At 72.4% G+C, this 17,798-nt stretch carries 15 protein-coding genes; 10 read left to right on the forward strand and 5 right to left on the reverse strand.

Going from position 1 to position 17,798, the window contains the following annotated elements; genetic code table 11:
- Positions 1-21 precede the first annotated feature (21 nt).
- The gene (locus tag IF23_RS0102790; RefSeq protein ID WP_107126858.1) at positions 22-1,530 is read right to left on the reverse strand and encodes an FUSC family protein; all 1,509 of its coding nucleotides are present in this window, start codon (positions 1,528-1,530) and stop codon (positions 22-24) included.
- Between the two features lie 520 nt (positions 1,531-2,050).
- Here IF23_RS0102790 and IF23_RS0102795 point away from each other — a divergent pair.
- The 7 genes from IF23_RS0102795 to IF23_RS0102825 all read left to right on the forward strand — a co-directional run bounded on the left by IF23_RS0102795 (position 2,051) and on the right by IF23_RS0102825 (position 8,698).
- Positions 2,051-3,847: a hypothetical protein gene (locus IF23_RS0102795; protein WP_030279354.1), complete on the forward strand. Its 1,797-nt coding sequence runs from the start codon at positions 2,051-2,053 to the stop codon at positions 3,845-3,847.
- Positions 3,848-3,954: 107 nt separating this feature from the next.
- Positions 3,955-5,172, forward strand: coding sequence for a cytochrome P450 (locus tag IF23_RS0102800; RefSeq protein ID WP_030279356.1), 1,218 nt, complete (start codon positions 3,955-3,957; stop codon positions 5,170-5,172).
- Positions 5,173-5,259: 87 nt separating this feature from the next.
- Positions 5,260-5,706, forward strand: a complete 447-nt coding sequence (locus IF23_RS0102805) for a MarR family winged helix-turn-helix transcriptional regulator (RefSeq protein WP_030279357.1) — start codon at positions 5,260-5,262, stop codon at positions 5,704-5,706.
- A 64-nt stretch (positions 5,707-5,770) separates the two neighbouring features.
- Positions 5,771-7,114: an MFS transporter gene (locus tag IF23_RS0102810; protein WP_107126859.1), complete on the forward strand. Its 1,344-nt coding sequence runs from the start codon at positions 5,771-5,773 to the stop codon at positions 7,112-7,114.
- 37 nt (positions 7,115-7,151) lie between these two features.
- Positions 7,152-7,703, forward strand: a complete 552-nt coding sequence (locus tag IF23_RS0102815; RefSeq protein WP_030279360.1) for a cysteine hydrolase family protein — start codon at positions 7,152-7,154, stop codon at positions 7,701-7,703.
- Positions 7,704-7,773: 70 nt separating this feature from the next.
- The gene (locus IF23_RS0102820) at positions 7,774-8,253 is read left to right on the forward strand and encodes an Lrp/AsnC family transcriptional regulator (RefSeq protein ID WP_030279361.1); all 480 of its coding nucleotides are present in this window, start codon (positions 7,774-7,776) and stop codon (positions 8,251-8,253) included.
- Positions 8,254-8,419: 166 nt separating this feature from the next.
- The gene (locus IF23_RS0102825) at positions 8,420-8,698 is read left to right on the forward strand and encodes a DUF2087 domain-containing protein (RefSeq protein ID WP_030279362.1); all 279 of its coding nucleotides are present in this window, start codon (positions 8,420-8,422) and stop codon (positions 8,696-8,698) included.
- Positions 8,699-8,704: 6 nt separating this feature from the next.
- Here the strand turns inward: IF23_RS0102825 and ligD are convergent, their stop codons facing one another.
- Positions 8,705-9,709: a non-homologous end-joining DNA ligase gene (gene ligD / locus IF23_RS0102830; RefSeq protein WP_030279363.1), complete on the reverse strand. Its 1,005-nt coding sequence runs from the start codon at positions 9,707-9,709 to the stop codon at positions 8,705-8,707.
- A 74-nt stretch (positions 9,710-9,783) separates the two neighbouring features.
- Here ligD and IF23_RS0102835 point away from each other — a divergent pair, with 74 nt between their 5' ends.
- Positions 9,784-10,857 carry an ATP-dependent DNA ligase gene (locus IF23_RS0102835; protein WP_030279364.1) on the forward strand — a complete coding sequence of 358 codons (1,074 nt, stop codon included), beginning with the start codon at positions 9,784-9,786 and terminating at the stop codon, positions 10,855-10,857.
- A 148-nt stretch (positions 10,858-11,005) separates the two neighbouring features.
- Complete coding sequence (locus IF23_RS0102840) at positions 11,006-12,091, forward strand: chitinase (protein WP_030279365.1); 1,086 nt, start codon at positions 11,006-11,008, stop codon at positions 12,089-12,091.
- Between the two features lie 26 nt (positions 12,092-12,117).
- On the opposite strand, the gene IF23_RS0102845 is transcribed toward IF23_RS0102840, so the two are convergent.
- The 3 genes from IF23_RS0102845 to IF23_RS0102855 form a co-directional block, all read right to left on the reverse strand.
- On the reverse strand, positions 12,118-12,645 hold the full coding sequence (locus IF23_RS0102845) for a DUF4232 domain-containing protein (RefSeq protein WP_030279366.1): 528 nt from the start codon (positions 12,643-12,645) through the stop codon (positions 12,118-12,120).
- Between the two features lie 252 nt (positions 12,646-12,897).
- Entirely contained in the window at positions 12,898-13,788 is an 891-nt protein-coding gene (locus tag IF23_RS0102850; RefSeq protein WP_051739130.1) for a D-alanyl-D-alanine carboxypeptidase family protein, read from the reverse strand.
- Between the two features lie 184 nt (positions 13,789-13,972).
- On the reverse strand, positions 13,973-15,076 hold the full coding sequence (locus IF23_RS0102855) for an NAD(P)-dependent alcohol dehydrogenase (protein ID WP_030279369.1): 1,104 nt from the start codon (positions 15,074-15,076) through the stop codon (positions 13,973-13,975).
- A 461-nt stretch (positions 15,077-15,537) separates the two neighbouring features.
- Here IF23_RS0102855 and IF23_RS0102860 point away from each other — a divergent pair, with 461 nt between their 5' ends.
- On the forward strand, positions 15,538-17,733 hold the full coding sequence (locus tag IF23_RS0102860; RefSeq protein ID WP_078653771.1) for an FUSC family protein: 2,196 nt from the start codon (positions 15,538-15,540) through the stop codon (positions 17,731-17,733).
- Positions 17,734-17,798 lie beyond the last annotated feature (65 nt).

Consider the following 17,798-nt stretch of genomic DNA (forward strand, 5'->3'; position numbering starts at 1 on the left):
CGGACCGTACGGCCGGTGGGGTCAGGCCCGCGCGAGCGGGGCGCGCGGCGGGCTGGCCAGCGGGGCGGCGAGGGCGGCGAGTTTCTGCTCCAGACCGTGCAGATGGAGCAGGGGGCCGTCCCCGGCGGCGGGCGGGGCGGGCGCGGGCGCCGGTGCGGCGTGGCGGGCGGTGAGGGCCTCGGCGGCGGCCTCGACGCGGCGCCAGGCGTCGGCGAGGTGGGCGTCGTGCGCGGCGTCGGTCCGCCCGGCGGGGGCGAGGGCCGTGAGGGCGGCGACGTCGTGGGCGCAGGCGTCCAGCAGGGCGAGGACCTGGCGGGCGCGGGCCTTGCGGTGGCGGAGCGGGTTGAGGGGGTGTACCAGCGGGCCGAGGGAGAGGCGGACCCGGCCGAGGAGGGCCTCCAGCTCGCCGGTGCGCGCGGCCGGGTCCGCGTCGTGGGCGCCGCCGAGGCGGGCGACGGCCTGGGCGGTGCACTCGTGGACGCAGCGGACGGCGCGTTCGATCCAGGCGTTGGTGGTGGCGTGGGTGGTGACGGGCAGCACGAGGACGACGGCCACGGCGGTGACGAGGGCGCCGACGCCGGTCTCGGCGAACCGCAGCGTGAGCAGCCCGGGGTGCAGGACGCCGAGGAGCCCGTAGAGCAGTCCCGCCATGACGGTCACGAAGAACATCATGGAGGTGTACGACAGCGGCGCCGTGTAGAAGAGGCCGAAGACGCAGGCGGCGACGAGGACGGCGGTGGGTACGGGGGCGCCGTGCAGCGGGACGGCGAGGAGGAGGGCCGCGGCGATGCCGGTGACGGTGCCCAGGACCCGGCGGAAGCCGCGGACCAGGGTCTCGCCGCAGGACGCGGTGTTCACGAAGATCCACCAGACGGTGGCGACGGCCCAGTACCAGCGGTCGGCGGAGACGGCCTGACCGGCGGCGAGGGCGACGGCGCAGGCCACGGTCGCCTGGACGGCCTGCCGGGTGGTGGCGCGGGCCAGTCCGCGGCCGGGCGGCGGCGGGGCGGGCGCGGGCGCCGGGCGCAGCCGCCGTTCGTAGCACCAGACGCCGAAGCGGACCGCGGCGGCCACCGCGACGGCGACGAGCACCGCGGCGGTGAGGCGCGGCAGCTGGTGCGGTGCGGCGTGCAGGAACTGCGCCATGAAGAACATCATGAACGCGAAGACGCCGAGGGCGTGGCCGCGCGGGCCCCAGCGGCGGGCGTACACCCCGGCGCCGACGACGGCGAGGAAGGCCGTGTCGCGGACGAGGGGATGCCCGTGCAGCCCCGCCGCGAGGGCCAGGACGGGCAGGCCGACGGCGGGCAGCAGCGCGGTCGTACCGGCCTGGCCGCGGACCGTGGGGTCGGCGACGGTGAAGAGCACCAGCAGTGCGGCGAGCCCCCCGGCGATGGCCCCGGTGAGGGTGTGGACGGCGAGGCCGGAGACGGCGGTCGCCAGGCCGATGCCGAGTACGGCCCGGGTCGCGGCGCGCAGCCGCAGCCGTCCCGGGTCCGGGACCCACACCTTCCTCATCAGCAGCGTCATCCTCTTCAGCACCGCTTCCTCTCCGTACGTCTCGGGTGCGCGGCGCGGCCGGGCGGCCGGGCGCGCATGAAAAAGGCGCCGCGGAGTTCCGCAGCGCCATCGACGGGGCCATCTCAGCATCTGATCACCCAGTGGTTCAATAGATGCCGGATTCACTGGGCCATTGGTACAGTCAGAAGAGGAATATATGGTTCCGGAGGGGGCCAACGGCCGGGTCGGGAGGCCGGGGCCGGACCGGAGCCCGGAACGGGCGGGAAACGGGCCCCGCGACCCTCCGGACGGGCACGGCGGCGGCGCCGCGCGCCCCGCGCCGCCGCCGACACCTCCTGAACGCGGCCCGCCGGGGCGCCGGACCGCCCGGACGCCGCCTTCCCGCAGGCCAGTCGCGAGATCACCGGAATGGGAACACCCGCTCGGGGCAGAAGGGTTGACGGTCCGTTCCACACACCGTGACCATGCTGCGGGCAGGAGAGCGCTCCCCCGCGCCTCATGTGTTCACTCCCTGAAACAGGAGGGCTTCATGCCCACTCCCCCCACACCCGGCCGTCCCTCCGGTCCCCCGCGCCGCGCCGTGCTGGCGACGGTGGCCGCCGCGCTGCCGCTGGCCGGTCTGCCGCCCACCGCCTGCGCCGTCACACCCCCGGCCGCCCGGCGCGGCGCGGCCGGTCCGGTGTCCGGCGGCGGCGACCTCGGCGAGAACGTCCTCGTCTTCGACCCGGCCACGCCCGGCATCCAGGGCAAGCTGGACGAGATCTTCCGCAAGCAGGAGAAGGCGCAGTTCGGCACCGACCGCTATGCGCTCTTCTTCAAGCCGGGCACCTACGACGGGCTCAACGCCCAACTCGGCTTCTACACCTCGATAGCGGGCCTGGGCCTGTCGCCCGACGACACCACGATCAACGGCGATGTCACCGTCGACGCGGGCTGGTTCGAGGGCAACGCCACCCAGAACTTCTGGCGTTCGGCGGAGAACCTCGCGCTGAAGCCGGTGAGCGGCACCAACCGGTGGGCGGTCGCGCAGGCGGCGCCGTTCCGGCGGATGCACGTCAAGGGCGGGCTGAACCTCGCGCCCGACGGGGACGGCTGGGCCAGCGGCGGCTACCTCGCCGACTGCCGCATCGACGGCACCGTCGAACCCCGCTCGCAGCAGCAGTGGTACACCCGCGACAGTGCGCTCGGCGGCTGGCAGGGCGCGGTGTGGAACATGGTCTTCTCCGGCGTCGAGGGCGCCCCGGCGCAGAGCTTCCCCGACCCGCCGTTCACCACGCTCGACCACACCCCGATCTCCCGCGAGAAGCCGTTCCTGTACCTCGACGGCGACGCGTACAAGGTGTTCGTCCCCGAGAAGCGGACCGACGCGCGCGGCACCAGCTGGGGCAACGGCACGCCCCGGGGCACCTCGCTGCCGCTGGAGAAGTTCTACGTGGCGAAGCCCGACGCGGACGCGGCGACCCTCAACGCCGCCCTCGACCAGGGGCTCCATCTGCTGCTGACGCCCGGCGTCTACCACCTGGACGAGACCGTCGAGGTCAAGCGCCCCGGCACCGTCGTGCTGGGCCTGGGCTACGCCACGCTGATCCCGCAGAAGGGGGTGACGGCGCTGAAGGTCGCCGATGTCGACGGGGTGCGGCTCGCCGGATTCCTGCTCGACGCCGGGCCGGAGAACTCCCCCACCCTGCTGGAGGTCGGCCCGGAGGGCGCCTCGGCGGACCATGCGGCGAACCCGACGACGGTGCAGGACGTGTTCGTCCGCGTCGGCGGCGCCGGACCCGGCAAGGTGACCTGCGCGATCGTGATCAACAGCAACGACACGGTCATCGACCACACCTGGGTGTGGCGCGCCGACCACGGCGAGGGCGTGGGCTGGGACGTCAACCGCGCGGACTACGGCGTCCGCGTCAACGGTGACAACGTGCTGGCCACCGGCCTGTTCGTCGAGCACTTCCACAAGTACGACGTCCACTGGCGCGGCGAGCGGGGCCGCACGATCTTCTTCCAGAACGAGAAGGCGTACGACGCGCCGAACCAGGCGGCGGTCCAGGACGGCGACACCAAGGGCTTCGCCGCGTACCTCGTGGACGACAAGGTCACCGAGCACGAGGGCTGGGGTCTGGGCAGTTACTGCTTCTACAACGTGGACCCGACGATCCGGCAGGACCACGGGTTCGCGGTGCCGAAGGCGCCCGGTGTGAAGCTGCACGGGCTGCTCGTCGTGTCGCTGGGCGGCAAGGGCCAGTACGAGCATGTCGTCAACGCCACCGGCGCGCCGACGTCGGGTGAGACGACGGTGCCGTCCACGGTGGTCTCCTACCCCTGAGCCGGGCCGGGCGCGCGGCGGGCGGTCCTCTGGACGGGCGGGGTGCGGTGCCCTAACTTCCCCGCGAGGAAGCACCAACTCCGTTCGGGGAAACCGAGGTTCCGCCTGTGACGACCGTTCCGCCGCCGCCCGACATCCTCTCGCCGGAGTTCGCGGCCGACCCGTACCCGGCCTACCGCGTCCTGCGGGACCACCATCCGCTCCACCACCATCCGGGCACGGACAGCTATCTCCTCTCCCGGTACGAGGAGGTGACGCGGGCGTTCAAGGACCCGGTGTTCACCAGCGACAACTACGGCTGGCAGCTGGAGCCGGTGCACGGCGGGCGCACCCTGCCGCAGATGAGCGGCGCGGAACACGCCGTGCACCGGGCCCTGGTGGCGCCGTCCTTCCGGGGGCGGGCGCTGCGGGAGCGGTTCCAGCCGGTGATCGAGCGGAACAGCCGCGAGCTGATCGACGCGTTCCGGGACGCCGGGGAGGCGGATCTGGTGGCGCAGTTCGCCACCCGGCTGCCGGTGAACGTCATCGTCGACATGCTGGGGCTGGACCGCGCGGACCACGATCTCTTCCACGGCTGGTACGGCGCGGTCGTCGGCTTCCTCGCCAACCTCGCGCAGGACCCGCAGGTCGCCGCCGCCGGGCTCGCCGCCCGCGACGGGCTCGCGGCGTATCTGCGGCCGATCATCCGGCAGCGGCGTACGTCGCCCGGGGACGATCTGCTGTCGGAGCTGTGTGCGGCGGAGGTCGAGGGGACCCGGATGAGCGACCGGGACATCACCGCGTTCGTCAGTCTGCTGCTGTCGGCGGGCGGCGAGACGACGGACAAGGCGATCGCCCTGGTGGTCCGCAATCTGCTGGCCCATCCGGCGCAGCTGGCGGCGGTACGCGCCGACCGGAGCCTGGTGCCGCGGGCGTTCGCGGAGACGCTGCGGTACTCGCCGCCGGTCCAGTGGCTGATGCGGCAGCCGTCGGCGGACGTCACGGTCGCGGGCGGGACGATTCCGGCGGGCGCGACCGTCACCTGTCTGATCGGCAGCGCCCACCGCGACGAACGGCGGTACGCCGACCCCGACACCTTCGACCTCTTCCGCGACGATCTGTCGGTCACCACGGCGTTCACCGCAGCCGCCGACCATGTGGGCTTCGCGCTCGGGCGGCACTTCTGTGTGGGGGCGCTGCTGGCGAAGGCGGAGGTGGAGACCGGCGTCAACCAACTCCTGGACAGCTTCGGCGAGTTGAGCTTCGCGGACGGCGCCGCGCCACCGGAGGCCGGGGTCTTCAGCCGCGGCCCGGCCACACTGCGGGTACGCCTCACGGCCGGGTGAACCGACCGGCGCGGGGCCCCCGGCCGCCTACGGAGATACATACAGGCAAAACTGTACAGCTGAGGCTGTAGAGATTACCGTGGCGGCATGAGTGAGCACCCGAGCCCGTCACCGTCGGCGGTCGAGGCATCGCGCGAGGTCCGCGCGGCCATCAGCCGTCTGCGGCGCCGCATCCTGAATGCCTCCGAGGTCGAGGACCTCACCCTGGGGCAGGCGTCCGCCCTGGCCCGGCTCTCCGGCCGGGGCGGCGTCACCGCCAGCGAACTCGCCGCCGACGAAGGCGTACGCCACCAGTCGATGACGGCGACCGTCACCTCGCTCGCCGCCCGCGGGCTGGTGGCGCGGACCCCGGACCCGGACGACGGGCGGCGGCTGCTGCTCACGCTGACCGACGAGGGCCACCGCCGGGTGGCCGAGGGGCGGCAGGCCCGGACGGAGTGGCTCGCCGGGCGGCTCCAGGAGCGGTGCACCGAGGAGGAGCGCCGGACGGTGATCGCCGCCATGGCCGTCCTCGATCGGCTCACCCGTGACTGAGATACGCGAGGCCGGGGCGGGGACGGCGGAGCGGCCGGGGTTCGACCGGCGGTTGCTGCCGCCGATGCTGCTCGGCTCGGTCCTCAACCCGGTCAACTCGACGATCATCTCCGTCGCGCTCGTCCCCATCGGCCGCGCCCTGGGCGCCCCGGCCGCCCAGACCGCCTGGCTGGTCTCCGCCCTGTACCTGGCCACCGCGCTGGGACAGCCGGTGGTGGGCCGGCTCATCGACCTCTTCGGGCCGCGCCGGCTCTTCCTCCTGAGCACCTCCCTCGTCGGCGTCGCCGGGGTCGTCGGCACCCTCGCGCCGAACCTGGGCGTACTGATCGCCGCGCGGGTCCTGCTCGGGTTCGGCACCTGCGCCGGGTATCCCGCCGCGATGGCCCTGGTACGCAGCGAGGCCGAGCGGACCGGGCGGGACAGCCCCGGCGGGGTGCTGACGGCGCTGGCGGTGGCCAACCAGACCGTCGCGGTCATCGGCCCGCTGCTGGGCGGTCTGCTGATCGCGGCGGGCGGCTGGCGCGCCACCTTCGCACTGAACGTCCCGCTGGCCGTCGCCGCCGTCCTGCTGGGCCTGTGGCGGCTGCCGAAGCCCCCGGCGGGCGAGGCGCCGCGCCGTGACGGTCTCGTCGCCCGGCTCGACCTGCCCGGCATGGGCCTGTTCGCCGCGACGCTCCTCTCGCTGCTGCTCTTCCTGATGAACCTCCACCCGCGGTTCTGGTACCTGCCGGTGCTCACCGCCCTCGCGGGCGCCGCCTTCGCCGTCCGCGAGCTGCGGGCCGCCACCCCCTTCATCGACCTGCGGGTCCTCGGCGGCAACACCCCGCTGCTGGCCACCTACGGCCGCGCCCTCGTCGCGTACGTCGTCTCCTACGCCTTCCTCTACGGCTTCACCCAGTGGACCGAGGAGGGCTACGGGCTGACGCCGTTCCACGCCGGGCTGGTGCAGATCCCGATGTTCCTGCTGGCGATCGGCGTCTCGCTGGTCTTCGGGCGGCGGCCGGGCGTCCGGGGGAAGCTGCTGGTCGGCGCGGTCGGGCAGCTCGTCGCCTGTGCGGTGATGCTGACGCTCGGCGGGACCAGCCCGCTGTGGACGCTGCTCCTGGTCGCCCTGGTCTTCGGCATCCCGCAGGGGCTCAACAACCTGGCGCTGCAGAACTCCGTGTACGTCCAGGCCGACCCGGAGCGCACCGCCTCCTCGGCCGGACTGCTGCGCACCTTCGCCTACCTCGGCTCGATGGTGGCGTCCTCCGCGACCGCCACCTCCTTCGGACCGCGCGCCGACACCGCCGGAATGCACCACCTCGCCTGGCTGATGCTCGGCGCCGGAGCCCTCTTCGCGCTGCTGACCTGCTGCGACCGTTCGCTCGGCCGCACCACGACGGCGGACGCGCCCACGACGGCGTAGCCACCACGGCCGCCCCACCCACCCGAAAGGCATCGCCATGTCCCGTACCGCACTGCTGCTGATGGATCTTCAGCTGCGCAATCTCGCCCATGCGCCGGACGGCTACCTGCCGCACGCCGTGCGGGCCCTGGAGGCGGCGCGGGCCGCCGGGGTCCCGGTCATCCATGTGGCGCTCCAGCTGCGCGAGGGCCACACCGACGCCCATCCGCGTAACAAGACCTTCGGCGCCCTGCCGTCCGGCCTCTTCACGCCGGGCGACCCCGAGGCGGCGATCCACCCGGACGTCGCCCCCGCCGACGGGGAGATCGTCGTCCACAAGAACCGGGTCAGCGCCTTCGCCGGGAACGACCTGCGGCAGCTGCTGGCCGTCCAGGACCTCACCCATCTCGTGCTGGCCGGGATCGCCACCGGCGGCATCGTCCTGTCCACCGCCCTCCAGGCGGCCGACCTCGACCACCGGGTCACCGTCCTCTCCGACGCCTGCGCCGACCCCGACCCGGAGCTGCACGAGACGCTGCTGCGCTCGGTGCTCGCCCGGCGCGGCGAGGTCACCACCGTCGACGCCTGGGCGCGGAGCCTGGGTGCCTGAGGGCGGGCCGGGAGAGCGCCCGTTGCTACAGTCCCCGGGACGGATCCCGCCCCTGGAAAGGCCCCGAAGCATGGCCGTGGACGCCTTGGACGCAAAGATTCTGGGGTTGCTGCTGGAGGCGCCGCGGACCAGTGTGCGGGAGTACGCCCGGCTGCTGGGCGTGGCCCGCGGGACCGTGCAGGCGCGGCTGGACCGGCTGGAGCGGGACGGCGTGATCACCGCCTACGCGCCGCGCCTCTCCCCCGCCGCGCTGGACCACCCGGTGCTGGCGTTCGTCCACATCGAGGTGGAGCAGGGGCATCTGGAGGAGGTCGCCGACGCGCTGGCGGAGGTGCCGCAGATCATCGAGGCGTTCTCGACGACCGGCGGCGGCGATCTGCTGGCCCGGGTGGTGGCACGGGACGCGGAGCATCTGGAGGACGTCATCCAGCGGCTGATCAGCCAGCCGGGCGTGGTCCGCACCCGCACCGAGGTGGCGCTGCGCGAGCGGGTGCCGCACCGGATGCTGCCGCTGGTCCAGGACGTCGGCGCGGCGGACCGGGGGCGCTGAGCCCGGGTGCCGGGTTCGGGCGGCGAGTCCGGGCGCCGGGTTTGGGTGCGGCCACCGGACGGTGCCGCGGGGCGCGTCCGGCCGGGGCGCCTCCGGGCCCGCGTCTCCCCCGCCGTCCGCGGAAATCCGGTTGCCGCCGCCCGGACCCGGCTGAAGACTTCACGGGATGACCGGCCATGATCCGCGCCGCTCCTCCACCGTCGCCGCGCTCTTCTCCGGCGGACGGCTCACCGCGATTCCCCGGAGGACCGCGCGCCGCGAGCAGTTGCTCACCCACCTCGCCACGACGCTCTTCGAGACGGACCGCTCGTACACCGAACGCGAGGTCAACGAGGCGCTGCTCACCGTGCACGACGACTGCTCGGCGCTGCGCCGCCACCTCGTCACCGGCGGGCTGCTCTCCCGCACCCGGGACGGCAGCAGCTACCGCCGCGTCACCGCCTGACGCGGCTCACTTCCGGGCCCGGCTCGGCTGGACGCGTTTGGGCTCGCCCTTCACCTTGGGGTGCTCGGGCGGGTAGGGCAGATCGCCGAGACCGTGGTCGCGTTCGTCGCGGGCGGCCAGCTCCAGCGCCTCGTCCAGCCGGAACGCCTCGTCGTCCATGGCCGCGTGCAGATCGCCGCGTGCGGCGAACCGGTCCGGCATGGTGGCGAGGTCGAAGTCCTCGGGCACGGCGTCGGGGACCTCCTGCCAGGTCAGCGGCGCGGAGACCGGGGCGCGGGCGGCGGGGCGTACGGAGTAGGCGCTGGCGATGGTGCGGTCGCGGGCGGTCTGGTTGTAGTCGACGAAGATCCTCGCGCCGCGCTCCTCCTTCCACCACGCGGTGGTGATGCGGTCGGGGGCGCGGCGCTCCAGCTCCCGGGCGACGGCGATGGCCGCGCGCCGTACGTGCGTGAAGTCCCACTCGGGGACGATCGGCACGAAGACGTGCATCCCGCGACCGCCGGAGGTCTTGGGCCAGCCGGTCAGGCCCAGCCCGGCGAGGACGTCACGGAGTTCGAGGGCGGCGCGTACCGCGTCGGCGTAGTCGGTGCCGGGCTGCGGGTCGAGGTCGATACGCAGCTCGTCGGGGTGTTCGGTGTCGGCGCGCCGCACCGGCCAGGGGTGGAAGGTGAGGCAGCCGAGGTTGGCCGCCCACAGGACGGCGGCGGGTTCGGTGGGGCAGATCTCGTCGGCGTAGCGGCCGCTGGGGAAGGCGATACGGCCGGTGGGGATCCAGTCCGGGAGGTTCTTCGGGGCGCGTTTCTGGAAGAAGGATTCGCCGGTCACGCCGTCCGGGTGGCGTTGCAGGGTGGTCGGGCGGTCGCGCAGGGCGCGCAGGATGCCGTCGGCGACGGCGAGGTAGTAGCGGGCGACGTCGCCCTTGGTGAAGCCGCGCTCGGGGAAGAAGACCTTGTCCGGGTGGGTGACCCGGACCGTCCGGCCGCCCGCCGTCAGCTCCAGTGCGTCTGCCATGGGGCCACGCTACGGGCGCCGTGGCGGGGCCGCCCGGCGGGCGGTCGGCGGCCCGGCGCCGGAGAATCCGGTGCATGGACCTTCCGGTAATGCCGCCCGTGAAACCGATGCTCGCCAAGAGCGCCGCGACCATCCCGCCGGGCCTCCTCTACGAGGCGAAGTGGGACGGCTTCCGGGCGATCGTCTTCCGCGACGGCGACGAGATCGAGTTGGGCAGCCGCTCCGGCAAGCCGCTGACCCGCTACTTCCCGGAGGTCGTCGAGGCGCTGCGGGCGCAGGTGCCGCGGCGGTGTGTGCTGGACGGGGAGATCGTCGTCGCGCGCGAGGGGCGGCTGGACTTCGACGCGCTGCTGGAGCGGATCCACCCGGCCGACTCCCGGGTGCGCCATCTCGCCGAGGTGACCCCGGCGAGTTTCGTCGCGTTCGACCTGCTGGCGCTCGGCGACGCCTCGCTGCTGTCCGAGCCGCAGCGGGCACGGCGCGGCGCGCTGGTGGCGGCGTTGCGGGACGCGGCGGCGCCGGTCTTCACGGCGCCCGCGACCGAGGACACCGAGCTGGCGCGGGAGTGGTTCGAGCGGTTCGAGGGCGCCGGTCTCGACGGTGTCGTCGCCAAGCCCCCGCAGTCGCCGTACCGGCCCGGCGAGCGGGTGATGACCAAGGTCAAGCACGAGCGGACGGCCGACTGTGTGGTGGCCGGGGTCCGGCACCACAAGAGCGGTCCGGTGGTCGGTTCGCTGCTGCTGGGGCTGTACGACGGCGCCGGGCGGTTGCAGCACGTCGGGGTGTGCGCGTCGTTCCCGATGCGGCGGCGTGAGGAGCTGATGGCGGAGCTGACGCCGCTGCTGATGGAGTCGGTGACGGGGCATCCGTGGGAGGCGTGGACCAGCGAGGAGGCGCAGGCGTCCGGGCGGTTGCCGGGCGGCCCGAGCCGGTGGACCGGCGGCAAGGACCTGTCGTGGCTGCCGCTCCGCCCCGAGCGGGTCCTGGAGGTGGCCTACGACCACATGCAGGGCGACCGTTTCCGGCACACCGCGCAGTTCCGCCGCTGGCGCCCGGACCGCGCACCGGAGAGCTGTACGTACGCGCAGTTGGCGGAGCCGGTGCGGTACGACCTCGGGGAGGTGCTGGGGGAAGCGCCCCGCGCCTGAGTACAGGAACCCCGCTCTGGTCCAGACCTCTTGACGAGAGGTCTGGACCAACTTAGTTTGTTGGCCGCTGCGCAGCCGCACATGCCGCCCGGACCGCACCGCCGGTCCGCCACCGCGAGCCATCGCTCGCACGGACGAGGAGCCCGCCATGTCCGGTCGTCGCACATCACGCCTGCTGGGAGCCGGTCTGGCACTGGCCGTCGCCGCCCCGCTGCTGGTCGCCGCCGCACCCGCCACGCCTTCCGCCGCCACCGGCCCCGCCGCGCCGCGGGCCACCGCCGACTGCGGGGTGAAGTCCAAGCCCGCCGGGAAGGTCGTCCAGGGCTACTGGGAGAACTGGGACGGCGCGGCCAACGGCGTGCACCCGCCGCTCGGCTGGATCCCGATCACCGACTCCCGGATCGCCGCCCACGGCTACAACGTCCTCAACGCCGCCTTCCCCGTGGTCCTCTCGGACGGCACCGCGCAGTGGGAGGACGGGATGGACGCGACGGTGAAGGTGCCGACGCCGGAGGAGATGTGCCAGGCGAAGGCCGACGGCATGACGGTGCTGATGTCGATCGGCGGGGCGACCGCGGGCATCGACCTCAGCTCGCAGGCGGTCGCCGACAAGTTCGTCGACACCGTCGTCCCGATCCTGCAGAAGTACCACTTCGACGGCATCGACATCGACATCGAGACGGGGCTGTCGGGCAGCGGCGACATCAACACGCTCTCGCCCTCGCAGGCCAACCTGATCCGTATCATCGACGGCATCCTCGCCAAGATGCCCGACGGCTTCGGCCTGACCATGGCCCCCGAGACCGCCTACGTCACCGGCGGCAGCGTCACCTACGGCTCGATCTGGGGCGCGTATCTGCCGATCGTGAAGAAGTACGTGGACAACGGTCGGCTGTGGTGGCTGAACATGCAGTACTACAACGGCAGCATGTACGGCTGCTCCGGCGACTCGTACGAGGCGGGCACCGTCGAGGGGTTCACCGCGCAGACCGACTGCCTGGACAAGGGCCTGGTGGTGCAGGGCACGACGATCAAGGTGCCGTACGACAAGCAGGTCCCGGGGCTGCCGGCCCAACCGGGCGCCGGTGGTGGATACATGGCGCCCGGTCAGGTGTCCCAGGCCTGGCAGCACTACAACAACGGCCTCAAGGGGCTGATGACCTGGTCGGTCAACTGGGACGGCTCCAAGGGCTGGACCTTCGGCGACAACGCCAAGTCACTCCAGGGGCGCTGAGCCGGGTCCGGCCGACGGGGCGTCGTTCAGGGGGTCGGCTTCTTGGCCGCCCAGGCGGTCACGTTGAGCTTGTGGTTGTCGACGGTGTCGTCGAGGGATATCACGCTGTGGGAGTTGCTGCCGGTCGGGGAGACCTGAAGGTACTTGGCCTTCGCGGCGTTCGCACCGCTGTGGGTCCACTCGATGTTGGCGTAGGCGGCCTTGCCCGGCTTGAGGGTGACCTTGTGAACACCCGGGTTCTTGGCGTAGTAGGTGTTGCCGTGGTGCACGACGGTGTTGATCGCCGTGTGACCCTTGCCCTCCAGGGCGAGGCCCGGGTAGCCCTGGAAGGTGCAGGTGGTCTTCCCGGTGTTCTTGGCGACCAGGTAGAAGCCCGAGTGCATCATCCCGGCGGAACCGTCGGGCAGGGGCGCCTGGGAGACCTTGAGGGTGCCCGGGGCGCAGGCGGCGGTGGCGGTCGCGCCGGTCGGGGCTGCCGAGGCGACACCCGCACCCGTGACGGCGGCCACGGCGACGGCGGCCGAGGCGAAGGCCGCGATACGCAGACCACGCATGTACATCATCTCCTGTTGTTTCGTGGGTTGTTCCAGGGAGGCGGGCGGGGCGGGTGGTGACATCCGGTGAACCGGCGCCCCGCGCGTCTGCCCTGCAGCGTGAGTCTGCTGGTGCTTTCTAAAGATCGGCTAACACTCCGCTAACGCCGCCGCGTTAACAATCCACGAATCCCAACGCGAAGGGCCCGCCCGTGTCTTGCTGCCACGGGCGGGCCCTCGCTCCGTCCGGTCACCCGCCCCGGACGGCATCCGTTACTTCTTGAAGCCGTAGTCCATCAGCTTCTTGGCGTCCGCCGTGCGGTTGGCGACCGACGAGGACGTCAGGACGGTGCCGACGACGGTCTTGCCCCCACGGGTGGCGGCGAAGACGAGGCAGTACTTGGCCTGCGGACCCGAGCCGGTCTTGACACCGATGGCGCCCGAGTAGCTGCTCAGCAGGTTGTTGGTGTTCTGCCACGACATGTAGCGGTAGCCACCACTCTTGGTGGTGGTCTTCTGCTTCGTCGCCTTGGTCTTCACGACCGTACGGAACGTGGAGTACTTCAGCGCACTACCGGCCAGCTTCGACAGGTCGCGGGGCGTCGAGTAGTTGGCGCCGTTGCTTATGCCGTCGAACGAGTCGAAGTGCGTGTTCTTCATGCCCAGGCTCTTGGCCGTGGCGTTCATCTTGCCGATGAACGACTTCACCCGGGCCGCCCGGGTGGAGCCGCTGCCGAACTTGTCGGCGAGGGCGTACGCCGCGTCACAGCCGGACGGCAGCAGCAGGCCGTACAGCAGTTGGCGGACGGTGACCTTGTCGCCGACGATCAGACGGGCCGAGGAGGCGCTGTTGCGGACGATGTAGTCGCTGTACGCCTTCTGGATCGTGACCTTGGAGTTGAGGTTCAGGCCCTTCTGGGCCAGCACCACCCGGGCAGTCATGATCTTGGTGGTGGAACCGGTGGAGCGGCGGGTGTCGGCGGCCTTGGTGTAGAGCGCCTTGCCCGTCGCGTAGTTCATCACGAAGCCGCCCTTGGCGACGATCGACGGCGCCTTGGGGGCGGCCGCCTGTGCCGGTGCCGCGAACACACCGGCGGACAGGACGGCACCGGCGGTCACGACTGCCGCGCCGGACCGCCGTATACCTTTGATACCAATTTTCAAGGTTTTGTACTCCAAATACCCTTGCAGTGCGGCCACATGGGAGGACCGCTCACTCACAGGACATGCGACGCGACTGTATGGATGCATGTCCTGACGCATTTTTTACCACCCGTGAATTTCCGGAGCATCACGGAAGAGAAACAGAATTCTCCGGCGGGACACCGAAAGAGGACGCCGAAGTCCGTTATGCGGGAAAAGTAACCACCGGCTTGACCACCGCACCGTGGTGGGCCGCGTCGATCGCCTCGTTGATCTTCTCGACCGGGAAGGTGGTGATCAGCCGATCGAACGGAAATCGTCCTTCGCGGTGGAGCGCGATCAGCCGCGGAATGAATTCGTGCGCATCCGCATCGCCCTCGATCACACCGACCAGGGACCGCCCGAACAGCAGGTGGCCCTGGTCGATGGTGAGTTCGTTGTCGACCCCCTGGAAGCCGACGGTGGCGCAGACGCCCGGCGAGGCCAGGCACTCCAGGGCCTGGCGCAGCGTGCCGGGCAGCCCGATGCACTCGACGGAGTGGTTCGCCCCGCCGTCGGTGAGCCGCACGATCTCCGCGGCGGCGTCGGTCGCCGCGGGGTCGAGGGCGTGGGTGGCGCCCAGCTCCAGGGCGAGGGCGCGGCGTTCGGCGCGGGGTTCGACGGCGACGATCGTGGCGCATCCGGCGACCTTCGCCGCCATCACCGCGCAGAGGCCGACGGAACCGGCGCCGAACACCGCGAGGGAGCTGCCGGGCGCCGGATCGAGACTGTTCAGGACCGCGCCCGCGCCGGTCTGCACCCCGCAGCCGAGCGGCGCCAGCACCTCCATCGGGAGGTCGTCGTCGACGCGGACGAGGTTGCGCGGCGAGGTGACGATCTGACCGGAGAAGGACGACTGCCCGAAGAAGTGACCCTGGAGCGGGGCGCCCTGGGAGCTGTAGGCGGTGGTGCCGTCGCCGCGGGCGCCGCTGAAGTTCAGCGCCATCAGCTTGCGGCAGTGGACGTAGAGCCCGGCGTCGCAGCGGGCGCACTCGCCGCAGTAGGCGTAGCTGAGGACGACGCGGTCGCCGACCGCCACGCCCGTGACGTCCGCGCCGACCTCCTCGACCACGCCCGCGCCCTCGTGCCCGAGGACGAACGGCAGCTGGCCCTCCTCGGCGGTGGCCATCACGCCCACATCGGTGTGACAGACGCCGGAGGCGGCGATCCGCACCCGCACCTCGTCCGCCCGGGGCGGCGCCACGTCGATGGTCTCGACGGAGAGCGGCGCACCGGTGGCGCGCAGGACGGCAGCGATGGACTGGGGCATCGAAGGCTCCTCTGATCGGGCAGGCGGGGGCGGCCGGGACCGCGCGCACGGGGTGCGGGGCGGAGGTCGCCGCCCGGGACCGCGGGGAGGGGGTGGTGCGCGGACGCGCACCCGCACGCGGGGGCGGCGTGGACACCGTGCGCCCACCGGCCGTGACCATGAGTAACACACCAACTTCGGGCGGTCCAGGCGGTGTTCGGCCGATGGTCCGCCGCCGGGGCCGATTCCGTACGGCGGCGGCGCTCCGCACGGCGCGGGCGGCCGGTCCGTGCGCCCCCGGCCCGCCCCGCACTCCCCCGCCCACCGGCTCTGTGCGGCGGAGGGGCCACATGCCATGCTGAGGCATCCGCAGGTCAGGGCAGAGGTGGGGAGAGTTCATCAGCGTGAGCGCAGGTATACGGCGGGGCGCGACCGGCGTCTGGGACCGATTCGCGGCATCCGATCCCGGGTTGCTGCGGCTGATGGCGGGGCTGCGTACGGTCGCGGCCATCGCGCTGACCCTGGCGGTGCTGACGGTGCTCGGCACCGACATGACACACACCGTCGCGGGGGCGATGACCGCGATGGTCGCCACCTTCGCCATCAAGGAGAAGCAGGTCCGCGGCCAGGCGGTGACGCTGGCGCTGGGGCTGCCCGTGGCGCTGGCGGCGGTGGCGCTGAGCGCGCTGCTCAACTCCCGCATCGTCGCGGGTGACGCCTTCTTCATCCTGCTGATCTTCGCCGCGGTCTACTGCCGCCGCTTCGGCGACCGCGGCACCGCGCTGGGGCTCATCGGCTTCCAGATCTACTTCGTCTCGCTCTTCGTCGGCTCGTCCGTGGACGGGCTGCCGATGCTCTGTCTGACGCTGGTCCTCGCCTTCGTGTGCAGCGCCGTCGTGCGGTTCGCCCTCGTACCGGAGACGCCGCAGCGGATCCTGCGGCGGCTGCGGGACGCGTTCCGGGCCCGGTTGGCGCAGCTGGTGGCGAGTCAGCTGGAGCTGCTGGACGCCGGTCCCGAGGAGCTGGACGGGGTCGTCGCCGATCTGCGTGAGCGCACCGCCCGGCTGCACGAGGCCGCCCTGATGATCCAGGACCGGCTGGAGGAGGGCACCCGGGACACCGCGACCGCGGCGCTGCTGGAGCGGCGCATCGCGGACGCCGAGATCGCCACCGAGCGGCTGGGGGTGCTGCTGCTCAACGCGCGCAGCGCGGAGCGTGCCAACACGCTGACGCTGCATCTGCCGGATGCGACGGTGGCGACGTCGGGCCCAAACCTCATCGCCGCGGACGACAAGGTCACCGCCACCCTCCGCCGCGATCTGCACGCCCTGCACCACCTCGTCTCCCACCCGGCCACCGCCGACCGGGGCACCGCCGTCGCCCATGTCCGCAACCGGCTGCTGGGCTACCGCGACGAGGAGAAGCTGCCGCGCGCCTCCACCGCGGTCCAGGACGTCTTCCGCGGTCTCGGTGAGGTCGCCCGCGCGGTGCTGGGTCTGCGGCTGGCGCTCGACGGGCCGCAGGACGAGTCGAACGACTCCCCCGCGACGACCCGCTCCCGTGAGGAGTTCGACGCGGAGGACGTGGCGCTCGCCGGTGGTGAGGAGGAGCCGGAGGAGGACCGTAAGGGTCTTCAGCGGCCCACCACCCGCGCCGCGTGCCAGGTGGCGGTCGGCTCGGTGCTGGCGATGGTCGGCGGTGAGTTCCTCTCCTCGCAGCGCTGGTACTGGGCGGTCCTCACCTGCTGGGTGGTCTTCCTCAACACCGCCTCCACCGGCGAGATCCTGGTGAAGGGCTACCGCCGGGTGGTCGGCACGGTCCTCGGGGTGATCGCCGGTGTGGCGCTGGCCGGTCTGGTCGGCGGCCACACCTGGATCGCGTTCGCGCTGGTCCTGCTCTTCATCTTCGCGATGTTCTTCACCGCTCCGCTGTCGTACGCGCTGATGTCGTTCTTCGTCACGGCGATGCTGGGGATGCTCTACACCCTGCTGCACACCTACAGCCTCGATGTGCTGGTGCTGCGGATCGAGGAGACGGCGCTGGGGGCGGTCTGCGGGATCATCGCCGCGATGGTGGTGCTGCCGGTGCACACCGACAGCCGTACCGACGAGCTGCTGGGCACCGTCCTGGACCGGCTCGGCGACGTGGTCTCCGCGGCGGTGGAGCAGCTCTGCGGCGGCCCCGCCTCGGACCTGCTGGGCCGGGCGCGGGACCTGGACACCGCGCTGGACGATCTGCGGGCGTCCACCAAGCCGCTGACGCATCCGATCACCCCGCTGCGCGGGCGGCGCCGTACTGCGCGCTATCTGGTGGCGCTGCTGGAGACCTCCGCGTTCCACGCCCGGTCGCTGGCGGCCACCGCGGAGTTGGTGCCGGACAGCCGGAACGTCGCCGCCGACCCGCGGCTGGGGCGCGCCGGACAGCGGATCGCCCGGAACATCGAGGTGGTCGCCGCCCATGTCCGTGACGAGCCGACCGGTGCGAAGGTCGGCGCCGGGGCCAGCATCGCCGCGATCCTGAAGGAGGAGGGAAGCCGCACCCCGCCGACCGGTTCGGTCGCCTCCCGCGTGCTGCGCCACCTCCAGCGCGTCGACGAGGGTGTGGTCGGTCTCGCCCGTCCCCTGGGCGTGCCGGTGGACGACGGGACGGAGCAGCAGGCGGTCGGCCTGCGGGAGTGAGCCGCGGAGAGAAAGAGGAAGCGGGGCGGGTCCGTCGGGCCCGCCCCGCTTGCCTTTCCGCGTAC

Source organism: Streptomyces catenulae, assembly GCF_000718015.1.
In the GTDB taxonomy this organism is placed as follows: domain Bacteria; phylum Actinomycetota; class Actinomycetes; order Streptomycetales; family Streptomycetaceae; genus Streptomyces; species Streptomyces catenulae.

Coding starts and splice junctions, on each gene's coding strand:
- IF23_RS0102860 (WP_078653771.1), top strand. CDS start 15,538: ATGGCGGGGCTGCGTACGGTCGCGGCCATCGCGCTGACCCTGGCGGTG.
- IF23_RS0102855 (WP_030279369.1), bottom strand. CDS start 15,076: ATGCCCCAGTCCATCGCTGCCGTCCTGCGCGCCACCGGTGCGCCGCTC.
- IF23_RS0102805 (WP_030279357.1), top strand. CDS start 5,260: ATGAGTGAGCACCCGAGCCCGTCACCGTCGGCGGTCGAGGCATCGCGC.
- IF23_RS0102790 (WP_107126858.1), bottom strand. CDS start 1,530: ATGACGCTGCTGATGAGGAAGGTGTGGGTCCCGGACCCGGGACGGCTG.
- IF23_RS0102840 (WP_030279365.1), top strand. CDS start 11,006: ATGTCCGGTCGTCGCACATCACGCCTGCTGGGAGCCGGTCTGGCACTG.
- IF23_RS0102845 (WP_030279366.1), bottom strand. CDS start 12,645: ATGCGTGGTCTGCGTATCGCGGCCTTCGCCTCGGCCGCCGTCGCCGTG.
- IF23_RS0102795 (WP_030279354.1), top strand. CDS start 2,051: ATGCCCACTCCCCCCACACCCGGCCGTCCCTCCGGTCCCCCGCGCCGC.
- IF23_RS0102815 (WP_030279360.1), top strand. CDS start 7,152: ATGTCCCGTACCGCACTGCTGCTGATGGATCTTCAGCTGCGCAATCTC.
- IF23_RS0102825 (WP_030279362.1), top strand. CDS start 8,420: ATGACCGGCCATGATCCGCGCCGCTCCTCCACCGTCGCCGCGCTCTTC.
- ligD (WP_030279363.1), bottom strand. CDS start 9,709: ATGGCAGACGCACTGGAGCTGACGGCGGGCGGCCGGACGGTCCGGGTC.
- IF23_RS0102810 (WP_107126859.1), top strand. CDS start 5,771: ATGCTGCTCGGCTCGGTCCTCAACCCGGTCAACTCGACGATCATCTCC.
- IF23_RS0102820 (WP_030279361.1), top strand. CDS start 7,774: ATGGCCGTGGACGCCTTGGACGCAAAGATTCTGGGGTTGCTGCTGGAG.
- IF23_RS0102835 (WP_030279364.1), top strand. CDS start 9,784: ATGGACCTTCCGGTAATGCCGCCCGTGAAACCGATGCTCGCCAAGAGC.